The organism is Microbacterium mcarthurae (assembly GCF_046064585.1).
GTDB lineage: Bacteria > Actinomycetota > Actinomycetes > Actinomycetales > Microbacteriaceae > Microbacterium > Microbacterium mcarthurae.
Genome location: NZ_JAROCE010000004.1, coordinates 124456 through 138875, shown reverse-complemented (window position 1 = coordinate 138875; position 14420 = coordinate 124456). Strand labels below are relative to the sequence as shown.

Annotated in this window: 19 protein-coding genes and 1 riboswitch; of the genes, 6 read left to right on the top strand and 13 right to left on the bottom strand. The window is 70.8% G+C overall.

What is annotated here, in order from left to right; genetic code table 11:
* Window positions 1-34: 34 nt before the first annotated feature.
* The 5 genes from P5G46_RS13035 to P5G46_RS13015 all read right to left on the bottom strand — a co-directional run bounded on the left by P5G46_RS13035 (window position 35) and on the right by P5G46_RS13015 (window position 1976).
* Complete coding sequence (locus tag P5G46_RS13035) at window positions 35-208, bottom strand: hypothetical protein (RefSeq protein ID WP_239277314.1); 174 nt, start codon at window positions 206-208, stop codon at window positions 35-37.
* Between the two features lie 86 nt (window positions 209-294).
* Entirely contained in the window at window positions 295-732 is a 438-nt protein-coding gene (locus P5G46_RS13030; protein WP_239277315.1) for a hypothetical protein, read from the bottom strand.
* An 84-nt stretch (window positions 733-816) separates the two neighbouring features.
* Window positions 817-1140, bottom strand: coding sequence for a hypothetical protein (locus tag P5G46_RS13025; protein ID WP_239277316.1), 324 nt, complete (start codon window positions 1138-1140; stop codon window positions 817-819).
* Between the two features lie 105 nt (window positions 1141-1245).
* The gene (locus P5G46_RS13020; RefSeq protein WP_239277317.1) at window positions 1246-1425 is read right to left on the bottom strand and encodes a hypothetical protein; all 180 of its coding nucleotides are present in this window, start codon (window positions 1423-1425) and stop codon (window positions 1246-1248) included.
* Window positions 1422-1976: a MarR family winged helix-turn-helix transcriptional regulator gene (locus P5G46_RS13015; protein WP_308192665.1), complete on the bottom strand. Its 555-nt coding sequence runs from the start codon at window positions 1974-1976 to the stop codon at window positions 1422-1424. The genes P5G46_RS13020 and P5G46_RS13015 overlap by 4 nt, the downstream gene beginning before the upstream one ends.
* A gap of 115 nt (window positions 1977-2091) precedes the next feature.
* Between P5G46_RS13015 and P5G46_RS13010 the strand changes: the two genes are divergently transcribed.
* The 3 genes from P5G46_RS13010 (at window position 2092) to P5G46_RS13000 (ending at window position 3157) form a co-directional block, all read left to right on the top strand.
* Window positions 2092-2469, top strand: coding sequence for a DUF7882 family protein (locus P5G46_RS13010; RefSeq protein ID WP_239277318.1), 378 nt, complete (start codon window positions 2092-2094; stop codon window positions 2467-2469).
* Window position 2470: 1 nt separating this feature from the next.
* On the top strand, window positions 2471-2812 hold the full coding sequence (locus P5G46_RS13005) for a hypothetical protein (protein WP_239277319.1): 342 nt from the start codon (window positions 2471-2473) through the stop codon (window positions 2810-2812).
* 186 nt (window positions 2813-2998) lie between these two features.
* On the top strand, window positions 2999-3157 hold the full coding sequence (locus tag P5G46_RS13000; protein WP_239277320.1) for a hypothetical protein: 159 nt from the start codon (window positions 2999-3001) through the stop codon (window positions 3155-3157).
* A gap of 24 nt (window positions 3158-3181) precedes the next feature.
* Here P5G46_RS13000 and P5G46_RS12995 read toward each other — a convergent pair whose 3' ends face one another.
* The 3 genes from P5G46_RS12995 to P5G46_RS12985 all read right to left on the bottom strand — a co-directional run bounded on the left by P5G46_RS12995 (window position 3182) and on the right by P5G46_RS12985 (window position 6465).
* Complete coding sequence (locus tag P5G46_RS12995; protein ID WP_239277321.1) at window positions 3182-4657, bottom strand: phytoene desaturase family protein; 1476 nt, start codon at window positions 4655-4657, stop codon at window positions 3182-3184.
* Window positions 4654-5157, bottom strand: a complete 504-nt coding sequence (locus P5G46_RS12990; RefSeq protein WP_239277322.1) for an SRPBCC family protein — start codon at window positions 5155-5157, stop codon at window positions 4654-4656. Before P5G46_RS12990 ends, P5G46_RS12995 begins: the two co-directional genes overlap by 4 nt.
* Window positions 5158-5289: 132 nt before the next feature.
* Window positions 5290-6465 carry a sensor histidine kinase gene (locus P5G46_RS12985; RefSeq protein WP_239277323.1) on the bottom strand — a complete coding sequence of 392 codons (1176 nt, stop codon included), beginning with the start codon at window positions 6463-6465 and terminating at the stop codon, window positions 5290-5292.
* A 111-nt stretch (window positions 6466-6576) separates the two neighbouring features.
* Here P5G46_RS12985 and P5G46_RS12980 point away from each other — a divergent pair, with 111 nt between their 5' ends.
* A complete protein-coding gene (locus tag P5G46_RS12980) occupies window positions 6577-6861 on the top strand; it encodes a hypothetical protein (protein WP_239277324.1) in 285 nt (94 codons plus the stop codon).
* A gap of 76 nt (window positions 6862-6937) precedes the next feature.
* Here P5G46_RS12980 and P5G46_RS12975 read toward each other — a convergent pair whose 3' ends face one another.
* The 5 genes from P5G46_RS12975 to P5G46_RS12955 all read right to left on the bottom strand — a co-directional run bounded on the left by P5G46_RS12975 (window position 6938) and on the right by P5G46_RS12955 (window position 11366).
* Entirely contained in the window at window positions 6938-8263 is a 1326-nt protein-coding gene (locus tag P5G46_RS12975) for a hypothetical protein (protein ID WP_239277325.1), read from the bottom strand.
* Between the two features lie 127 nt (window positions 8264-8390).
* Window positions 8391-8714 carry a DMT family transporter gene (locus P5G46_RS12970; RefSeq protein WP_239277326.1) on the bottom strand — a complete coding sequence of 108 codons (324 nt, stop codon included), beginning with the start codon at window positions 8712-8714 and terminating at the stop codon, window positions 8391-8393.
* Window positions 8715-8724: 10 nt separating this feature from the next.
* Window positions 8725-8788, bottom strand: a riboswitch (guanidine-III (ykkC-III) riboswitch).
* Between the two features lie 78 nt (window positions 8789-8866).
* Window positions 8867-9742 carry a CPBP family intramembrane glutamic endopeptidase gene (locus P5G46_RS12965; protein ID WP_239277327.1) on the bottom strand — a complete coding sequence of 292 codons (876 nt, stop codon included), beginning with the start codon at window positions 9740-9742 and terminating at the stop codon, window positions 8867-8869.
* Entirely contained in the window at window positions 9739-10458 is a 720-nt protein-coding gene (gene trmB, locus P5G46_RS12960; RefSeq protein ID WP_239277328.1) for a tRNA (guanosine(46)-N7)-methyltransferase TrmB, read from the bottom strand. The genes P5G46_RS12965 and trmB overlap by 4 nt, the downstream gene beginning before the upstream one ends.
* A gap of 74 nt (window positions 10459-10532) precedes the next feature.
* On the bottom strand, window positions 10533-11366 hold the full coding sequence (locus P5G46_RS12955; protein ID WP_239277329.1) for a DUF3097 domain-containing protein: 834 nt from the start codon (window positions 11364-11366) through the stop codon (window positions 10533-10535).
* A gap of 123 nt (window positions 11367-11489) precedes the next feature.
* On the opposite strand from P5G46_RS12955, the gene P5G46_RS12950 reads away from it, so the two are divergent.
* On the top strand, window positions 11490-13529 hold the full coding sequence (locus P5G46_RS12950) for a TPM domain-containing protein (protein WP_239277330.1): 2040 nt from the start codon (window positions 11490-11492) through the stop codon (window positions 13527-13529).
* Window positions 13530-13620: 91 nt separating this feature from the next.
* The gene (locus tag P5G46_RS12945; RefSeq protein WP_077050362.1) at window positions 13621-14373 is read left to right on the top strand and encodes a PspA/IM30 family protein; all 753 of its coding nucleotides are present in this window, start codon (window positions 13621-13623) and stop codon (window positions 14371-14373) included.
* The last annotated feature ends 47 nt before the right edge of the window (window positions 14374-14420 follow it).

Below are 14420 nucleotides of genomic sequence, written 5' to 3'. Positions count from 1 at the left end.
CCCCGCCCGACCCGGGCGGGTCGAGCGCAAAGCCTCACTCCTCGCCGATGACCCCGATGCCCGTGGCCTGGTGGTCGGCGTTCGGGTCGTCGCCCGAGGGAGCCTTGGACTGTTCGTCGACGTCGTTCGTCTGGCTGGGCGCGACCGTCTGGTCGTCGCCCAGATCAGCCGCGTCGTCGGCGGGGGCGTTGTTCTGCGGATCGCTCATGGGTCATCCCTTCGTTGGCCGATGCGGCCAGCCTTGCAGGACGACATCGAGGGACGCAGAGGCTTGACCTGCGGCCGGATGCCCGCTCAGCGACGACCGACCCGCCGACGCAGGCGGTCCCCGAGCGGCCGGGTGAGGGTGAAGGTGCGCCCGAGCGCCGTGACGATCAACCGGTCGCCCTGGACGACGGCCCCGTCCCGCACGTAGGCGGCTGCCGCCTCGACGAAGGTCGTCAGCAGCATCGCGGCCTCCTCGCGGCTGGACGTCGTGTCGTCGAGGCGGACGCGATGCCCCGTGTCCACCCGGACCGAGAACCAGCGGGTGCCGGGGGTGGAGACGATCGCCCACCGTTCGCGCGAGGACAGCCGGACGACGGCGTCGCCGTCGGACACCCCGGTCTCGGGCGAAAGGTCGGCGTACCCGGGAACGATCCGTTCGAGCGTGCCCAACGCTTCGCTCGCCGTGACGAAGTCCGCACGTCCCGCGCTCAGGCCGCCCCATTCGAATCTGCGGTCGGGGGTCATGGCATCCGGGACGCCGGTGTGGTCAGCGACATGAGGCGAGCGTAACGCGCGACGGAGGGCGGACGCCCGCGGACGCCGCGGGCGTCAGGCCTGGGTGGGCTGATCGAAATCCCAGTCGTCGGGTTCGTCGGCGCCTTCGAACGCCGGCTCGACGATGCGCAGGGCCGACCGCGGGTACAGCCGGTGATTGCGCAGGTCCTCGGACGCGCGGGAGAAGTTCGGCTCCTCCCCCGTCCACTCGACGGGCGCGGAAAGAACATCGTTGCCCACGCCGATGACGAGCTCGGCCTGCGCCACCTTCTTGTCCTCCGTGACGATCGGGATGCTGACGGCCTCGGCCTGACCCTCCTTGGCCACCGCGGCGGTCAGTTCCACCAAGGACGCCGCAACGTCGTCGGTCGTGATCACGGTTTCTCCGGCGTACGTCACACATCTCATGCACCCCAGCGTGATGCCCCGCCCGCTGTCGGAGGGGGCGGGTTGCACCGCCGTCGGTCGTGGGATAGGGGTGCGTCAGTCGCGGTGCTGGCGCGAACGGAACATCGTCGCGTCGAGCTCGAACCACACCGCACGAACGGTGTCGAATTCGCCGAACCGCTGGGGCGCGGGCTCGTCCAGATCCAGGCGGTAGCCCCGGGGAAGGTCGTCCACATGCTGTCCGTCGCGCGGGCCGCCGACCAGCACGTAGATCACGGCGACGTCGACGAGGCAGCGTCGACGGCGACGCCGTCGACCGCTTCGCTCATGCGGTGGAGGAAGCTCACCACCACGGCGGACTCGTCCGGCGACATGTCGATGACCGCGGCCAGCATGCGGTCGTGCATGTTCCCGAGCGTCTCGCGCACCTCGGCGTGAGCACGATCAGTGGCCTGGACGAAGATGCTGCGCCGGTCGTCGGGATTGGCCGCACGTGTGATGTGGCCCGATCGTTCCAGCCGGTCGAGGATCGCCGTCGTGGATGCCGTCGAGAGGCCGAGGTAACGCGTGAGCTCGCCGGGCCGCACCCGCCGGTCCGGTTCGCGGAGCAGGTAACGCAGGACGAGCAGCTCGTTCTCACCCATCGACATCGATTCCCGCGTCCGGCGACGCATGGCGAGCTCGGCCGCCCGGTACACGCGCAGCGCTTCAAGGACCGCCTTGCTCCTCACCCGGCGGTCGGCGGGTTCGTCGCCGTACCAATAGGTGCCCGAGTCACGATCTCCGCCAGGAGAGAGGCTCTGCGACACCGCACGCATGTTCGTCATGGTGTTCGCCCCTTGCTGTCGATCCCCAGAGCGTACCTCAGAAAGAATAGTTCGACAAACTAGTTACTAAGCGAGTATGTTCATCATGCAGTTAAACCAACGAAAGGAGTTCCCCATGGGCAACCTCTACTACGGCACTTCGCCGGAGCCCATCCGCATCCCGGACCGTCTCCTCTCGCACTTGAAGGTCGTCATCGCGACCAAGCTCCGCCGCAGCGAGAGCTTCACGCTCAGCTGGACACATGTCGACGGCGCGCCCGGACGATCGACGGTGTGGCTTCAGCCCTCGATCCCCCTGCGCTTCGTCTTCGACAGCGCCGAGCCCGAGCAGCTGGACTCGCAGACCCTGAAGAACATGGCGGACATGGCGAACTCCTCCGCGGGCCTGGTCGTGGCGTTCGACGTCGACATCCCGGCCGCTGCGCCCGCCACGGCTCCCGCGACGCGGGCGTCCGTGCCTGCTCGCCGCGTCCCGATGCGGACGGCGGCCTGACATGACCAATACGACCGTGGCATCCGTCACCCCCCTGACGTCCGCGCGCGTGATGTGGGCGAAGGTCGACTCCGGCTTCTGGGTCGCCCACCGTGGCGGTGAGTACTTCGGCTGCGTCGACCGTGTCGCCGGGGGCTTCGTTGCTCGCGACGCGCACGGTGTCCCGATCGGGCGGTACGACGAGCTCGACGCGGCGAAGTCGTCGCTGCGCTCGACCACCCACCCCGCGAACACCGCCCGCCGTCGACGCACCGAACGTGCCTCCGTCGTCCTGGCGACCGCGGCCGGGAGCACCGCTCTCGTGTTCGCCTTGACCGCCGGCGCGCTCGCGCCCTACCTGTGAACCCGGCTGCTTTCGACCTCCGCGACGAGGCCGACGACATGGAAGACGCCGCGCGAGCGGATTTCACCGCACGCTACGGCGTCTCCCCTCTCTGACCGCATCGACCGCCAGACCCTGGACACCGGTCGCGGGATGTGGCACCGTCGCCCCGTCGCCGGGTTTCCGGCGCGCGAACAGGGGAGTCTCATGACCGACAACACCGCATCCGGCCGCCCGGACGACGCCGCCCCCGACGCCGACGGCAACGGCGCGGGTTCCGAATCCCCCGAAGAGGGCGCGGCCGCGCAGCGCGATGCCGACGAGGCCGCCGACACGGATGCCTCGCCCGCGGGCGAGATCAGCTGAACCCGTCCGCGCAGCCCCCGGCGATCAGACCGACGCGATCTGATCGTCTCGGGGGGCGAGGTCCGGACGCAGACGCGTCCCGAACTCGTGGCGCAGTGCGCTGAGGGCCGCCTGCCAGCCCGCGAGTCCGTGAACCCCCGGGCCCGGGCTGGTCGACGAGGAGCAGAGATAGATCCCCGGCATCGGCGTTCGCCACGGATCGGGGCTGTACACCGGTCGGCCGACCAGCTGCGGCAGTGATGGCGCACCGGCCGAGATGTCCCCGCCCGGGAAGTTCGGGTTCCACGTCGCGACGTCGACCGCTGTCCGAGACGACGAGGCGAGCACCGTGTCACGGAATCCCGGCGCGAACCGCTCGATCTGCGCCACCACGGCCTCTTCGCGATCGGCTGCGCTTCCCGCCGGCACGTGGGTGTACGCCCAGAGCACATGACGCCCCTCGGGCGCTCGGGTGGTGTCGAACAGCGACGGCTGTGCCGCCAGCACGTACGGTGCATCCGGGTGGCCCCCGCGCAGAACGGCGTTCTCTGCGGCGGCGATCTCGGCGCGCGTGCCCCCGAGATGGACGGTCCCCGCCAGCGCGACATCCGGGTCGGCCCACGGCACGGGGTCGGAGAGAGCGAAGTCGACCTTGGCCACTCCACCTCCGTAGCGGAACCGCTCCATCGCGCGGCGGTAGGCCCACGGCATCCGATCCCCCGCCAAGCGGACGAGCGCGCGCGGGGTGACGTCCAGGAGCACCGCGCGCGCCGGCGGCAGCTGACGGAGGTCGGCGACGTCGACGCCGGTGTGCACCGCGCCGCCGTGCGCGCGGAAGTCCGAGATCATCGCGTCGGCGATGGACTGGCTCCCCCCGACGGGGATCGGCCATCCGCGCCCGTGCGCGTACGTCGCGAGCACGAGCCCCGCTCCCCCGGCCGCCAGGCTCGGCTGCGGCAGGATCGAATGCGCGGACACGCCGGTGATCATCGCGGGGGCGACGTCCTCGCGGAAGCGCGCATTCCACCAGGGACCGCCCTGCTCGAGAGAACGGATGCCGAAGAAGACGGCCGCGAGCGGGTCGCCCGGGATGCGCAACAGGGCGTTGCCCGTGAAGTCGGCGACCCCCCGCAGATGCGCCACGAGCGGCGCGAGCAGACGCGCGTAGGCGGCGCCGTCGCGCCCGAGGGCGTCCGCCGTGCGATGCAGGTCGCGGTAGGCCAGGCCCGCCCGCGCCCCGTCGAGCGGGTGGGCGAACGAGACCTCGGGAACGACGAACCGCACGCGGCGTTCGAGCCCGAACTCGCGGAAGAACCACGACTGCAGCGCGAGAGGATGCACCGCCGAGCCGAGATCGTGCCGGAACCCGGGAAGAGTCACCTCGCCCGTCGAGGCCGCACCGCCGAGCGTGTTCTGCCGTTCGTACAGCGCGACCGACAGTCCCGCCCGAGCGAGGGTGACCGCCGCCGCCAGGCCGTTCGGGCCCGACCCCACGATGATCGCGTCGTAGCTCTCGCTCATCGCTGAATCGGCTCCTTCTCGGCGCTCGAGGCCCGCCCGATCGCGGAAGCCCCGCCCTTCGTGCCCGGCGCCCCGCCTTCGGCGAGGTAGGCCAGGCGGTGCAGTGTCTCAGCGTTGCGCCACCGCGTGATCGCGTCGAACACGACATCGGGCAGCAGCTTGGTGGGTCCCGTCACCGGTTCCTCCTGCAGCCGCACGACGCACTCGTCGCCGCGAGCCTTGACGTCGATCGACACCCGGGCGATCCCGATCGGTCCCCCGTGCGGTTCCAGGACCGCGCGATACGGCGGCTCCCACACGCGCATCACGGTGGTGTCGTTGACGAGCAGCGGCCACGATCCGAACGAGTGGTGCAGCTCGGCGCCCTCGCGCGGCCAGGCATCCGAGACATCGCGCATACGCGACGCGCCCACCACCCACAGGGGGTACAGCCACCCGTTCGCCAGGACACGGAAGACGTCATCGGGTCTGCAGTGCAGCTGCCGCACGTTGCGAGCCATCGGGGCCACCTCCTCGTCCGTCGTCGGGAGGCATGTCGACGACCCAGACTCCCGACCGGATGGCTCCACGCTACGGGGCGGCGGCCGAGCCGGTCACGGTGGTTGCGCGGCGCGATCGCGACCGTTAGGCCCTCACGCGGCCCTGGGGAGCACGACCCACGCGCGCGTCCCCCCGGCGGGCGATTCGTCCAGGCCGATATGGCCGCCGTGGGCGAGCGCGATCCGGCGACAGGTCGCCAGGCCGATCCCGAGCCCCTGCACCTCGGCGTCGTGCCCGCGCTGCATCGGCTCGAACATGCGGTCGCGCAGGGCCGGCTCGACGGCGTCGCCGTTGTCGTCGACCGTGAGGCGCCAGCCGTCGGGGAGTTGCTCGACACTCACCAGAACGCGCGGCACCCGCCCTGCAGCCACCGTGAACTTCACCGCGTTGGCGATGAGGTTCTGCAGGAGCACGCGCAGCAGGGTGTCATCCGCCCGAACGAACATCGACGCATCCACGACGATCTCGGCCCCGGTCTCGACCACGGCGCCGTCCAGATCCTCGAGCACCGCATCGACGATCTCACCGACGTCCACTCGCGTGAAGTGCGGACGCGCTCCGCCCATTCGCGCGAAGTCGAGAAGATCCGTGACCATCGCGCTCATGCGCGCCGCCGCCGACTCCGCGCGTTCGAGGGAGCGGGCCGCGCGCGGCGCGTCGACCATCTCCGGACTGTCGGCGGCGAGCTCGAGGAACCCCGAGAGAGCGGTGAGGGGATTGCGCAGGTCGTGACTCACCTGCGTCGCGAACTGCTCGAGCTGAGCGTTCGACTCGGCCAGGTCACGCGTCAGTCGCCGCAGCTCGAGCACGTCGATGACCTGGTGGGCGAGGAGATCGAGCGCGCGAGCGCTGGCATCCGTGAGCTCTCCCACCTGATCGTCGAAGACGCAGAGGGTTCCGATCGCCACGCCCGCCGGGGTGATCAGAGGGCTGGAGGCGTAGAAGCGGACCGAGGCGATGACGCCGGTCACGAACGGGTTGTCCTGGAAGCGGACGTCCTCACGCGCGTCGGGGACGACCACACGGCGCGGATCGACGAGGACCGCCGCACACATCGAATCCTCGATCGAACAGGACGCGGCCTGCACCCCCACGGCGGCGACCTGGTGCTGCGCGCGGTCGTCGATGATGTTGATCACCGCGGTCGAGACGCCGCACACGGTCGAGGCCAACTCCACCAGACCCTGCAGGTCGGGCTCGGGCAGACCCCCGACGATCCGGTACTGGTCGACGGCCTCACGGCGTGTGACCTCGTGCGCTGTGGACACGGCACCCCCTCGCGATCAATCCCGGTCGAGCCTAGCGGCCCGGATACACCGTGTGGCCGTCGATCGGTAGACCCTCCCCCGCTCATCGCGCAGAGGACGAGGGTGGATGCCATGAGCTCACCGAACCCAGGACCCCTCGACCCTCCCACCACGCCCGACGCGCCCAGTGTGCCCGGCATCCCCTCCTCGCCCGGCGAGCCCTCGCCGGCGACGCCCGCGGAGCCGCTCGCCCCGACCCCCGACGAGCCGACCGTTCCCACTCCGCCCGAGCCGGCGACCGAGCCCGCGGGCGCGCAAGCCGCGGACGACGCCGTGGGCACCGCGCAGCCCGACGCCGACAACGCCGTGGAAGAAGATATGGTCGACGCGATCGATCCGGGCGGCAGCCCCGACTGACCATCGCGGGTACGACCGAGGGGCGAGCACGTATCGTGCTCGCCCCTCGCGTGTCGTGCCGCGTCCGCCTCGGCGCTCAGGGATTACCGCGGGTCCACAGGAGCAGGATCGCAACGGCCTGCAGAACGACGCACCCGATCAGGATCGCCGCGCGCCGGCGAGGCGTCGACGACCACCGGTCGTCGGCCATGAGGGGTGCCATCGGCATGAGCAGGCGGAACGTGCTCTGCTGCGGCAGGAAGACGGCGAAGATGTACAGCCCGTAGCTGAAGACGTAGGCGACCACCATGAGGCCCAGGCGGCGCACCGGGCGCGACCACAGCAGCGCGGCGAACGCGACGACGAGGGCGATGACGAGGATGATCCCGACGATGCCCAAGTGCGTGCCCGCCTGCCGGAACCAGGGCGTGAACGGCGTGAACTCATCGTTGCCGACGTAGTCCAGCCACCACCCCAGCTCGGTCCGGATGTAGGCGTTGTGTGTGCCGGTCGCGAACTGCGCGATGTGGTTCCACGACAGACCCGCGACGGCGATCGTGAGGCCCGTCGCCATGAGCGAAGCCCACTCCCGCACGGGGAAAGGATCGACCCGACGTCGGAAGAACCGCACGAGGAACACGATGCCCAGCGCCAGGCCCAGGGCGAGCACGCCGGGACGCGTGTAGGCGGCGACGAGTCCGATGGGCAGGATCCAGAGGTACCTGCGCTTGATGGCCAAGAGCATGCCGCTGAACAGCAGCAGCATGAACAGGCCTTCGCTGTAACCGATGACGAAGAGGAACGACATCGGCGCGAACGAGAAGAACACCACGGCCCACCACGCCGACCGGGGGGTCGTCACCGTCCGCAGCAGACGGAACAGCACCCAGGTCGCGCCGAGACTGGCGGCCAGACTGATGAGCACGGCGACCGGCTGCCAGCCCAGACCCGTCGCGCCCGACAGCGTGCGCACGAGGAACGGGAAGACCGGGAGGAACGCCCAGTTGTTGGGGAGGATGTCGCCGGAGACGTTCATCGGCAGCGACAGCGGGTAGCCCTGCGCCGCGATCTGTCCGTACCGGTCGGCATCCCAGCCGGTGAGGTAGTCGAAGAACGTGCCCAGGCGCTCGCCGTCGGGCCCGAAGCCCCAGCGTGCCGCCTTGGCGATCGAGTAGAACCCCCACAGGAGACCGAAATTCAGCACGCGCGCCATGGCCCACAGGACCAGCACTCGTGCGAACGCGCCGCGCTCGATGGGCTCGACGCCCTGGGGGGCGCGCAGGACGTCGTGTCCGTACTGGCGCAGTGCCCGTCCAAGGCGCGAATCGAGCAGGCGGCGGCCCCGGTCGCGCAGCGGCGCGAGACGATCGTCGGTGGGAGCCGGCCGTACCGTGGTGACCAGCTCGCTCGGCGGTGCGCTCACTCGGAACCTTTCAACAGGGAGAAGTGGGCTGCTGACGACGGTGTCCGGCCCGGACAAGTGCATTCGGCCAGATCGTACCGGATCGATGCAACCCGTCTTCCCGGTTGACATTCAGGAAATGCCCTGATCAGTGGGCGTCGCCCACGATCTTGAGCCCCACCACACAGCCCACCAGGCCGAGGATCAGAAGGATCTTCACCACGGAAACCGACTCCGCTCCCCCGATCATCGCGATGACGACCGTGAGGGCGGCACCGATGCCGACCCACACCGCGTAGGCCGTGCCGGTGGGGATCTCGCGCATGGCCCAGGCCAACCCGCCCATACTCAACACGAGCGCGACGGCGAAGACGACGCTGGGCCAGAGCTTCGTGAAGCCCTCGGACCTCCCGAGGGCGGTGGCCCACACCGCTTCCAGCACGCCGGACAGAGCCAGAATGATCCACGACATGACGGGTCTCCTTGGCCAGTCTTGTCGCTGTCCGGGTACTGATCCGTCGTCCGGTGGTGCGGGTCGCACGCGCCTCCAATGCTAGCGAGCGCCCCTGAGCATCGCCCGTGCACGGCATCGACCATCGTCGGCGGAGACCGCCGGCCGCGGGGTCACACGAGGAAGATCGACACCAGACCGGGGTTGTGCGCGTGGACCAGGACGCCGAAGACGACCGCGTCGAAGAGCAGGTGCACGGTCACGACGTACCAGAGCGACCGGGTGCGCAGGAACAGGAAGCCCTGGACGAGCGCGAACGGGATCGTCAGCACCGGCCCCCACGCCTGATACCCCAGCTCCCACAGGAATGACACGAAGACCACGGCCTGCAGCACGTTCGCGCTCAGGTCGGGGAAATGGCGACGCAACAGCGCGAACACGGTGCACACGAAGAACAGCTCGTCCCAGATGCCGACCGCGCCCACGCCGACGAACAGGCGGGCGATCAGCTCGGGGGTGTCGACGACGGGCCAGTTCGTGTACACGCCCGACGTGATGAAGTAGTACGGCAGGATCAGCCACCCGAGCACGATGACGCCGACCAGCCACGCCCACTGCCACCACGTCCACCGGCCGCCCCCGCGCCACGGGAAACGGATCGCCCGGTCGCGGAACACGAAGCGCGACAGGACGTACGGCAGCACGACGGCCCCGCCGAGCGCGAGGGTGAAGCGCACGAACGCCGCGTTGTCCAGCTCGGCCTTGAGCGGGATGAGGCTCACGACGAACTGCCCCAGGGCGATGAGGAACACGTCCCGGGCGATGCTCGGCGCCGGGACCGCCACGCCCCGCGCGGGAACGATCGGGGTTCCCGCGATCCGATCGACCATGACCGCGGATGCCACGGCGAGCGCCAGCACGATCCAGCCGAGCCACACGATCTGCGCGACGAACAGCACCGGGGCGGCAAGACACACCAGCACCGCCGGAACGAGTCGGGGCGTCCAGGTGCGTCGGACGCTCTCGGGGACGGTGGCGTGAACGCTCATGGCGCGAGGCGGGTGTAGGTGAGGTCGCGGATGTCGCGCCCGACGCGGATGCCTTTGCGCTCGAATGCGGTCAGGACACGGCCTTCGAATCGCTCGGCCCACTCCCCCGGGAACGCTCGCTCGAAGTCCGACGCCTCATCGAGCACGGCGCGCATCTGATCGGCGTAGTCCTGCCAGTCGGTGGCGAGCCGCAGGGTTCCTCCGGGCCGGAGCGCCTGCGCCGCGATGCGCGCGAACTCGGGGGCGACGAGGCGGCGCTTGGTGTGCTTCTTCTTGTGCCACGGGTCGGGGAAGAACACCCACAGCTCGTCGACGGATGCCGCGGGCAGCAGGTGCTCGAGCACCTCGGGGGCGTTGGCCTCCACCAGACGCAGGTTGCGGGCGCCGACGCGGTCGGCATCCAGCATCGTCCGGGCCAACCCCGCGGAGAACACCTCGACGGCGAGGAAGTCCGTGTCGGGGCGGGCGGACGCGGCGGCGACGATCTGGTGCCCCTGGCCCGATCCGATCTCGACGATCAACGGCGCGCGACGCCCGTAGACCTGTACCGGATCGATGCGCGACCCCGGGCGGACGCTGGTGGCGGCGGCGCCCCGCTCGACCGGAAGGAGATACGTCGGCGAGAGCTCGGCCCACGCGCGGTCCTGCGCCTCCGACATGCGGCCGCTGCGCCGGACGAACGACACCGGACGGTCGCGGTACACGGGGGCTTCCATGGCATCCAGGGTAGGCGAGGTCCCTTCGGCCTCGCCTAGAGCGTCGCGCGACTGCTCGCGCGGCTTCCGCCCGCTCACGGGACGGTCACGAAGTCGATGAGTTCCTCGACACGGCCGAGCAGGGCCGGCTCGAGATCGCGGAAGGTGGTCACGCGCGACAGGATGTGCTGCCACGCGCGGGCGAGATCGGCCTGCTCTTCCGCGGGCCAGCCGAGCGCGCGACACACACCGGCCTTCCACTCGATGCCCCGCGGCACCTCGGGCCATGCGGCGATGCCCACGGCGCGCGGTGTCACGCACTGCCACACGTCGACGAAGGGGTGCCCGACGATGCGCACGTGCGCGCCGTGGCGTCCTCGTGCGATCTTCTCGGCGATGCGCGATTCCTTGGAGTTCGGCACGAGGTGGTCCACGAGCACGCCGTAGCGACGTTCGGCGGTGGGGGGCTCGGCATCCAGGGTCTGTTCGAGCAGGTCGACGCCTTCGAGGAACTCCACGACGACTCCCTCGGCGCGAAGGTCGGCTCCCCAGACCTTCTCGACGAGCTCCGCGTCGTGCTTGCCCTCCACGAAGATGCGACTGGCGCGCGCCGTGCGCGCGCGCTGGTCGGGTGCCGCGAACGAACCCGAAGCGGTGCGTGTCCGTCCTTTCGGCGCAGCCGCGGGCGCGACGAGGACGATCGGCTCCCCGTCGACGAGGAACCCGCCGCCCAGCGGGAAGACGCGCCGCTTGCCGACCCGGTCCTCCAGTTCGACGTGCATACCGTCGACGCGCGTGACGGCTCCGCAGAAGCCGTCGCCGGCGACCTCCACGACGAGGTCGGCGGATGCCGGCACCTGCGCGGCCTTCTTCCGTCCGGCCTCGCGCCACCCGCGCGCCAGCACGTCCGTGCCGTAGCGATCGTCCATGGGAGCACCTCCGAACGCCCGAGCCTATGCGGCCGACGCGTGCGCTCAGGGCGGACGCGCCGATCCTTCCCGGGTGTCCGGGGGGCTTTATAGAGTGGGGGCCTCAGCGCCGAAGGGGGATGCATGCGAAAGCCGAAGACGCGCGCGATCATGGCGGGTCTCGTGGTCGCGGCGGTGTCCGTCCTCGGTATGCCTCTCGCGGCATCCGCTGTTCCGCCCCCGCCGCTGGGGTCGGGCTACGTCCTCGACAGCGCCGACGTCCTGAGCTCCGCGGAAGAGGCCGAGGTGCAGGCGCGGATGACGCGGCTGGCCGAGCGAACGGGGCTCGATCTGTGGGTCGTCTACGTCGACGAGTTCACGCAGCCCGCGGCCGCCGAGGACTGGGCCAACGAGACGGCCAACCTCAACAACCTGGGACCCCATCAGTACGTGCTCGCGGTTGCCGTGGACGCGCGTGCGTTCTACCTCTCCGGAGACGTCGATGACGGGGCGCTGTCCGCAGCGCAACTGACCGCCATCGAACAGGACCGCGTCCAACCCCAGCTCGCCGCGGGCGACTACGCCGCCGCCGCCGACGCCGCGGCCGCCGGCATCGAGAGCGCCGCCCAGGATGCCGAGCCGACGCCGCCCCAGCCGGCGGGCAGCGGACCGGATGTCGCGCTCATCGCTCTCGTGGTGTTCCTCGTGCTCGCCCTGGGCGGGGGCCTGGTGTGGTTGTGGCTGCGACGTCGCGCTCGGACGCGCGCCACCGCCGCGACCGCCGCCGAGAACCTCGACGATCTCGCACGTCAGGCGGGCTCTGCGCTGGTGGCCACCGACGACGCGATCAAGACGAGCGAGCAGGAGCTCGGGTTCGCACGCGCCCAGTTCGGGGAGGCTGCCGCCGCCCCGTTCGCCGAAGTGCTCGCCCAGGCGAAGAACGACCTCGACCGGGCGTTCACGATCTCGCAGCAGCTCGACGACGACGTGCCCGAGACCGACGATCAGCGCCGGGCGGGATACATCGAGATCCTGCGGCTGTGCGCGTCTGCGGATGAAGCCCTGGATGCCAAGGCGGCCGCGTTCGACGAGCTCCGGGCGGTCGAGTCCGACGCGCCGGGGGCCCTCGCCCGCGCACGACAACGACACGCTGCGGTCGAGGCCGCACTGGAGGGGGCGTCGCGCGACGCGGACGCACTGCGGCAGCGCTACGCCGACGATGCGCTCGCGACGATCGCCGACAATCCCGCGCAGGCCCGCGCGCGGCTGGACCTGGCGACGGAGCAGTTCGCCGCCGCCGAGTCGGCGATCACGGCGGGCGAGACCGGCGAGGCCGCCGTGGCGATCCGCGCCGGCGAGAGCGCGGTCGCGCAGGCGGAGGGCCTGGAGAGGGCGATCGCGTCGCTGACCGCCGACCTGGCCACCTCGGAGCAGCGTGCCGCCGCGCTCGTCGCCGAGATCGAGGGCGACCTCGCTGCGGCGGCCGCGCTGCCCGATCCGGACGGCCGCGTCGCGGGTGCGGTGGCGTCCGCGCGAGCGCACCTCGACTCCGGGCGTGCGGCACTGACACCGCCGCGGACCTCACCCCTGCGCGCTCTGGCCGCGCTCGAACAGGGCAACACCGCGATCGACACGGTTCTGCGCGAAGCACAGGACGAAGCGGAGCGACGCCGGCGAGCCGAGGCGCAGCTCGACACCGTGCTCGTTCAGGCGCGCGCGCAGGTGTCGGCGACGGAGGAATTCATCTCCGCGCGCCGAGGCGCCATCGGCCCCACCGCGCGGACGCGACTGGCCGAGGCGGGAGCTGCGCTCGTGCAGGCGGAGCAGCTGCGCGCGGTCGACCCCGCGTCCGCCCTCACGTCCGCGCAGCGCGCCGCCGACCTCGCCGGGCACGCGGCGTCGCTCGCCCAGAACGACGTGGGAGCCTTCGGCGCGAGCCGCGGCGGCGGCGGGGGCGACATGATGGGCGCCATCCTCGGCGGCATCGCCGTCAATGCTCTCCTCGGCGGCGGCTCCCGCTCGCGCGGCGGCTTCGGCGGCGGCGGGCTCGGGGGCATGCTCGGCGGCCTGAGCGCCGGCGGCTCGCCACGATCGGGAGGTTTCCGCTCCGGGGGTTCTCGCGCCCGCTCCGGCGGCTCCTCGTTCGGCGGGTCGCGCGGACGCCGGGGAGGGGGCCGCTTCTGACGCTCCTCGTCCGGTCCGCTCGGGCCGTCACAGAAAATTCGTAGCAATCGGCACCAGACTCGACATCGTCGCCTCAGGAAGGAAATCCCGCATGGCCAAGCAGTCCATCTTCGGTCGGATCTCGACCCTCGTCCGCGCGAACATCAATGCGCTCCTCGACCAGGCCGAGGACCCGCAGAAGATGCTCGATCAGCTCGTTCGCGACTACTCCAACTCGATCGCCGACGCCGAGTCGGCCATCGCCGAGACCATCGGCAACCTGCGCCTGCTCGAGCGCGACCACCAGGAAGACGTCCAGGCCGCGGCGGAGTGGGGCAACAAGGCCCTCGCCGCCAGCCGCAAGGGCGACGAGCTGCGTGCCGCGGGCAACGTCGGCGAGGCCGACAAGTTCGACAACCTCGCCAAGATCGCCCTGCAGCGCCAGATCACGGCAGAGAGCGAAGCCAAGGCGGCCGAGCCCACGATCGCCTCGCAGACCGAGGTCGTCGACAAGCTCAAGGACGGCCTCAACGGCATGAAGACGAAGCTCGAGCAGCTGAAGTCCAAGCGCAGCGAACTGCTCGCGCGGGCGAAGGTCGCCGAAGCGCAGAACAAGGTGCACGACGCCGTCAAGTCGATCGACGTCCTCGACCCCACGAGCGAGCTCGGCCGCTTCGAAGACAAGATCCGCCGCGAAGAGGCTCTCGCCGCGGGCAAGCAGGAGCTGGCAGCGTCGAGCATCGACGCGCAGTTCAACGCCCTCGAAGACGTCGGCGAGCTCACCGAGGTCGAGGCGCGCCTGGCCGCCCTGAAGACGGGCGGCCCTCAGCGGGCGGCGATCGACGCACCGAGCCCCGACCTGTGATCGCCCGGGAGCGCACCGTTCTCGCGGCGGTGCGCTCCCCTCTTCCG

What these genes read in the sequence shown, in the direction of transcription:
- P5G46_RS13035 (WP_239277314.1), bottom strand. Translation starts at nt 208, where the DNA reads ATGAGCGATCCGCAGAACAACGCCCCCGCCGACGACGCGGCTGATCTG.
- P5G46_RS13030 (WP_239277315.1), bottom strand. Translation starts at nt 732, where the DNA reads ATGACCCCCGACCGCAGATTCGAATGGGGCGGCCTGAGCGCGGGACGT.
- P5G46_RS13015 (WP_308192665.1), bottom strand. Translation starts at nt 1,976, where the DNA reads ATGACGAACATGCGTGCGGTGTCGCAGAGCCTCTCTCCTGGCGGAGAT.
- P5G46_RS13010 (WP_239277318.1), top strand. Translation starts at nt 2,092, where the DNA reads ATGGGCAACCTCTACTACGGCACTTCGCCGGAGCCCATCCGCATCCCG.
- P5G46_RS13005 (WP_239277319.1), top strand. Translation starts at nt 2,471, where the DNA reads ATGACCAATACGACCGTGGCATCCGTCACCCCCCTGACGTCCGCGCGC.
- P5G46_RS13000 (WP_239277320.1), top strand. Translation starts at nt 2,999, where the DNA reads ATGACCGACAACACCGCATCCGGCCGCCCGGACGACGCCGCCCCCGAC.
- P5G46_RS12995 (WP_239277321.1), bottom strand. Translation starts at nt 4,657, where the DNA reads ATGAGCGAGAGCTACGACGCGATCATCGTGGGGTCGGGCCCGAACGGC.
- P5G46_RS12990 (WP_239277322.1), bottom strand. Translation starts at nt 5,157, where the DNA reads ATGGCTCGCAACGTGCGGCAGCTGCACTGCAGACCCGATGACGTCTTC.
- P5G46_RS12980 (WP_239277324.1), top strand. Translation starts at nt 6,577, where the DNA reads ATGAGCTCACCGAACCCAGGACCCCTCGACCCTCCCACCACGCCCGAC.
- P5G46_RS12970 (WP_239277326.1), bottom strand. Translation starts at nt 8,714, where the DNA reads ATGTCGTGGATCATTCTGGCTCTGTCCGGCGTGCTGGAAGCGGTGTGG.
- P5G46_RS12965 (WP_239277327.1), bottom strand. Translation starts at nt 9,742, where the DNA reads ATGAGCGTTCACGCCACCGTCCCCGAGAGCGTCCGACGCACCTGGACG.
- trmB (WP_239277328.1), bottom strand. Translation starts at nt 10,458, where the DNA reads ATGGAAGCCCCCGTGTACCGCGACCGTCCGGTGTCGTTCGTCCGGCGC.
- P5G46_RS12955 (WP_239277329.1), bottom strand. Translation starts at nt 11,366, where the DNA reads ATGGACGATCGCTACGGCACGGACGTGCTGGCGCGCGGGTGGCGCGAG.
- P5G46_RS12950 (WP_239277330.1), top strand. Translation starts at nt 11,490, where the DNA reads ATGCGAAAGCCGAAGACGCGCGCGATCATGGCGGGTCTCGTGGTCGCG.
- P5G46_RS12945 (WP_077050362.1), top strand. Translation starts at nt 13,621, where the DNA reads ATGGCCAAGCAGTCCATCTTCGGTCGGATCTCGACCCTCGTCCGCGCG.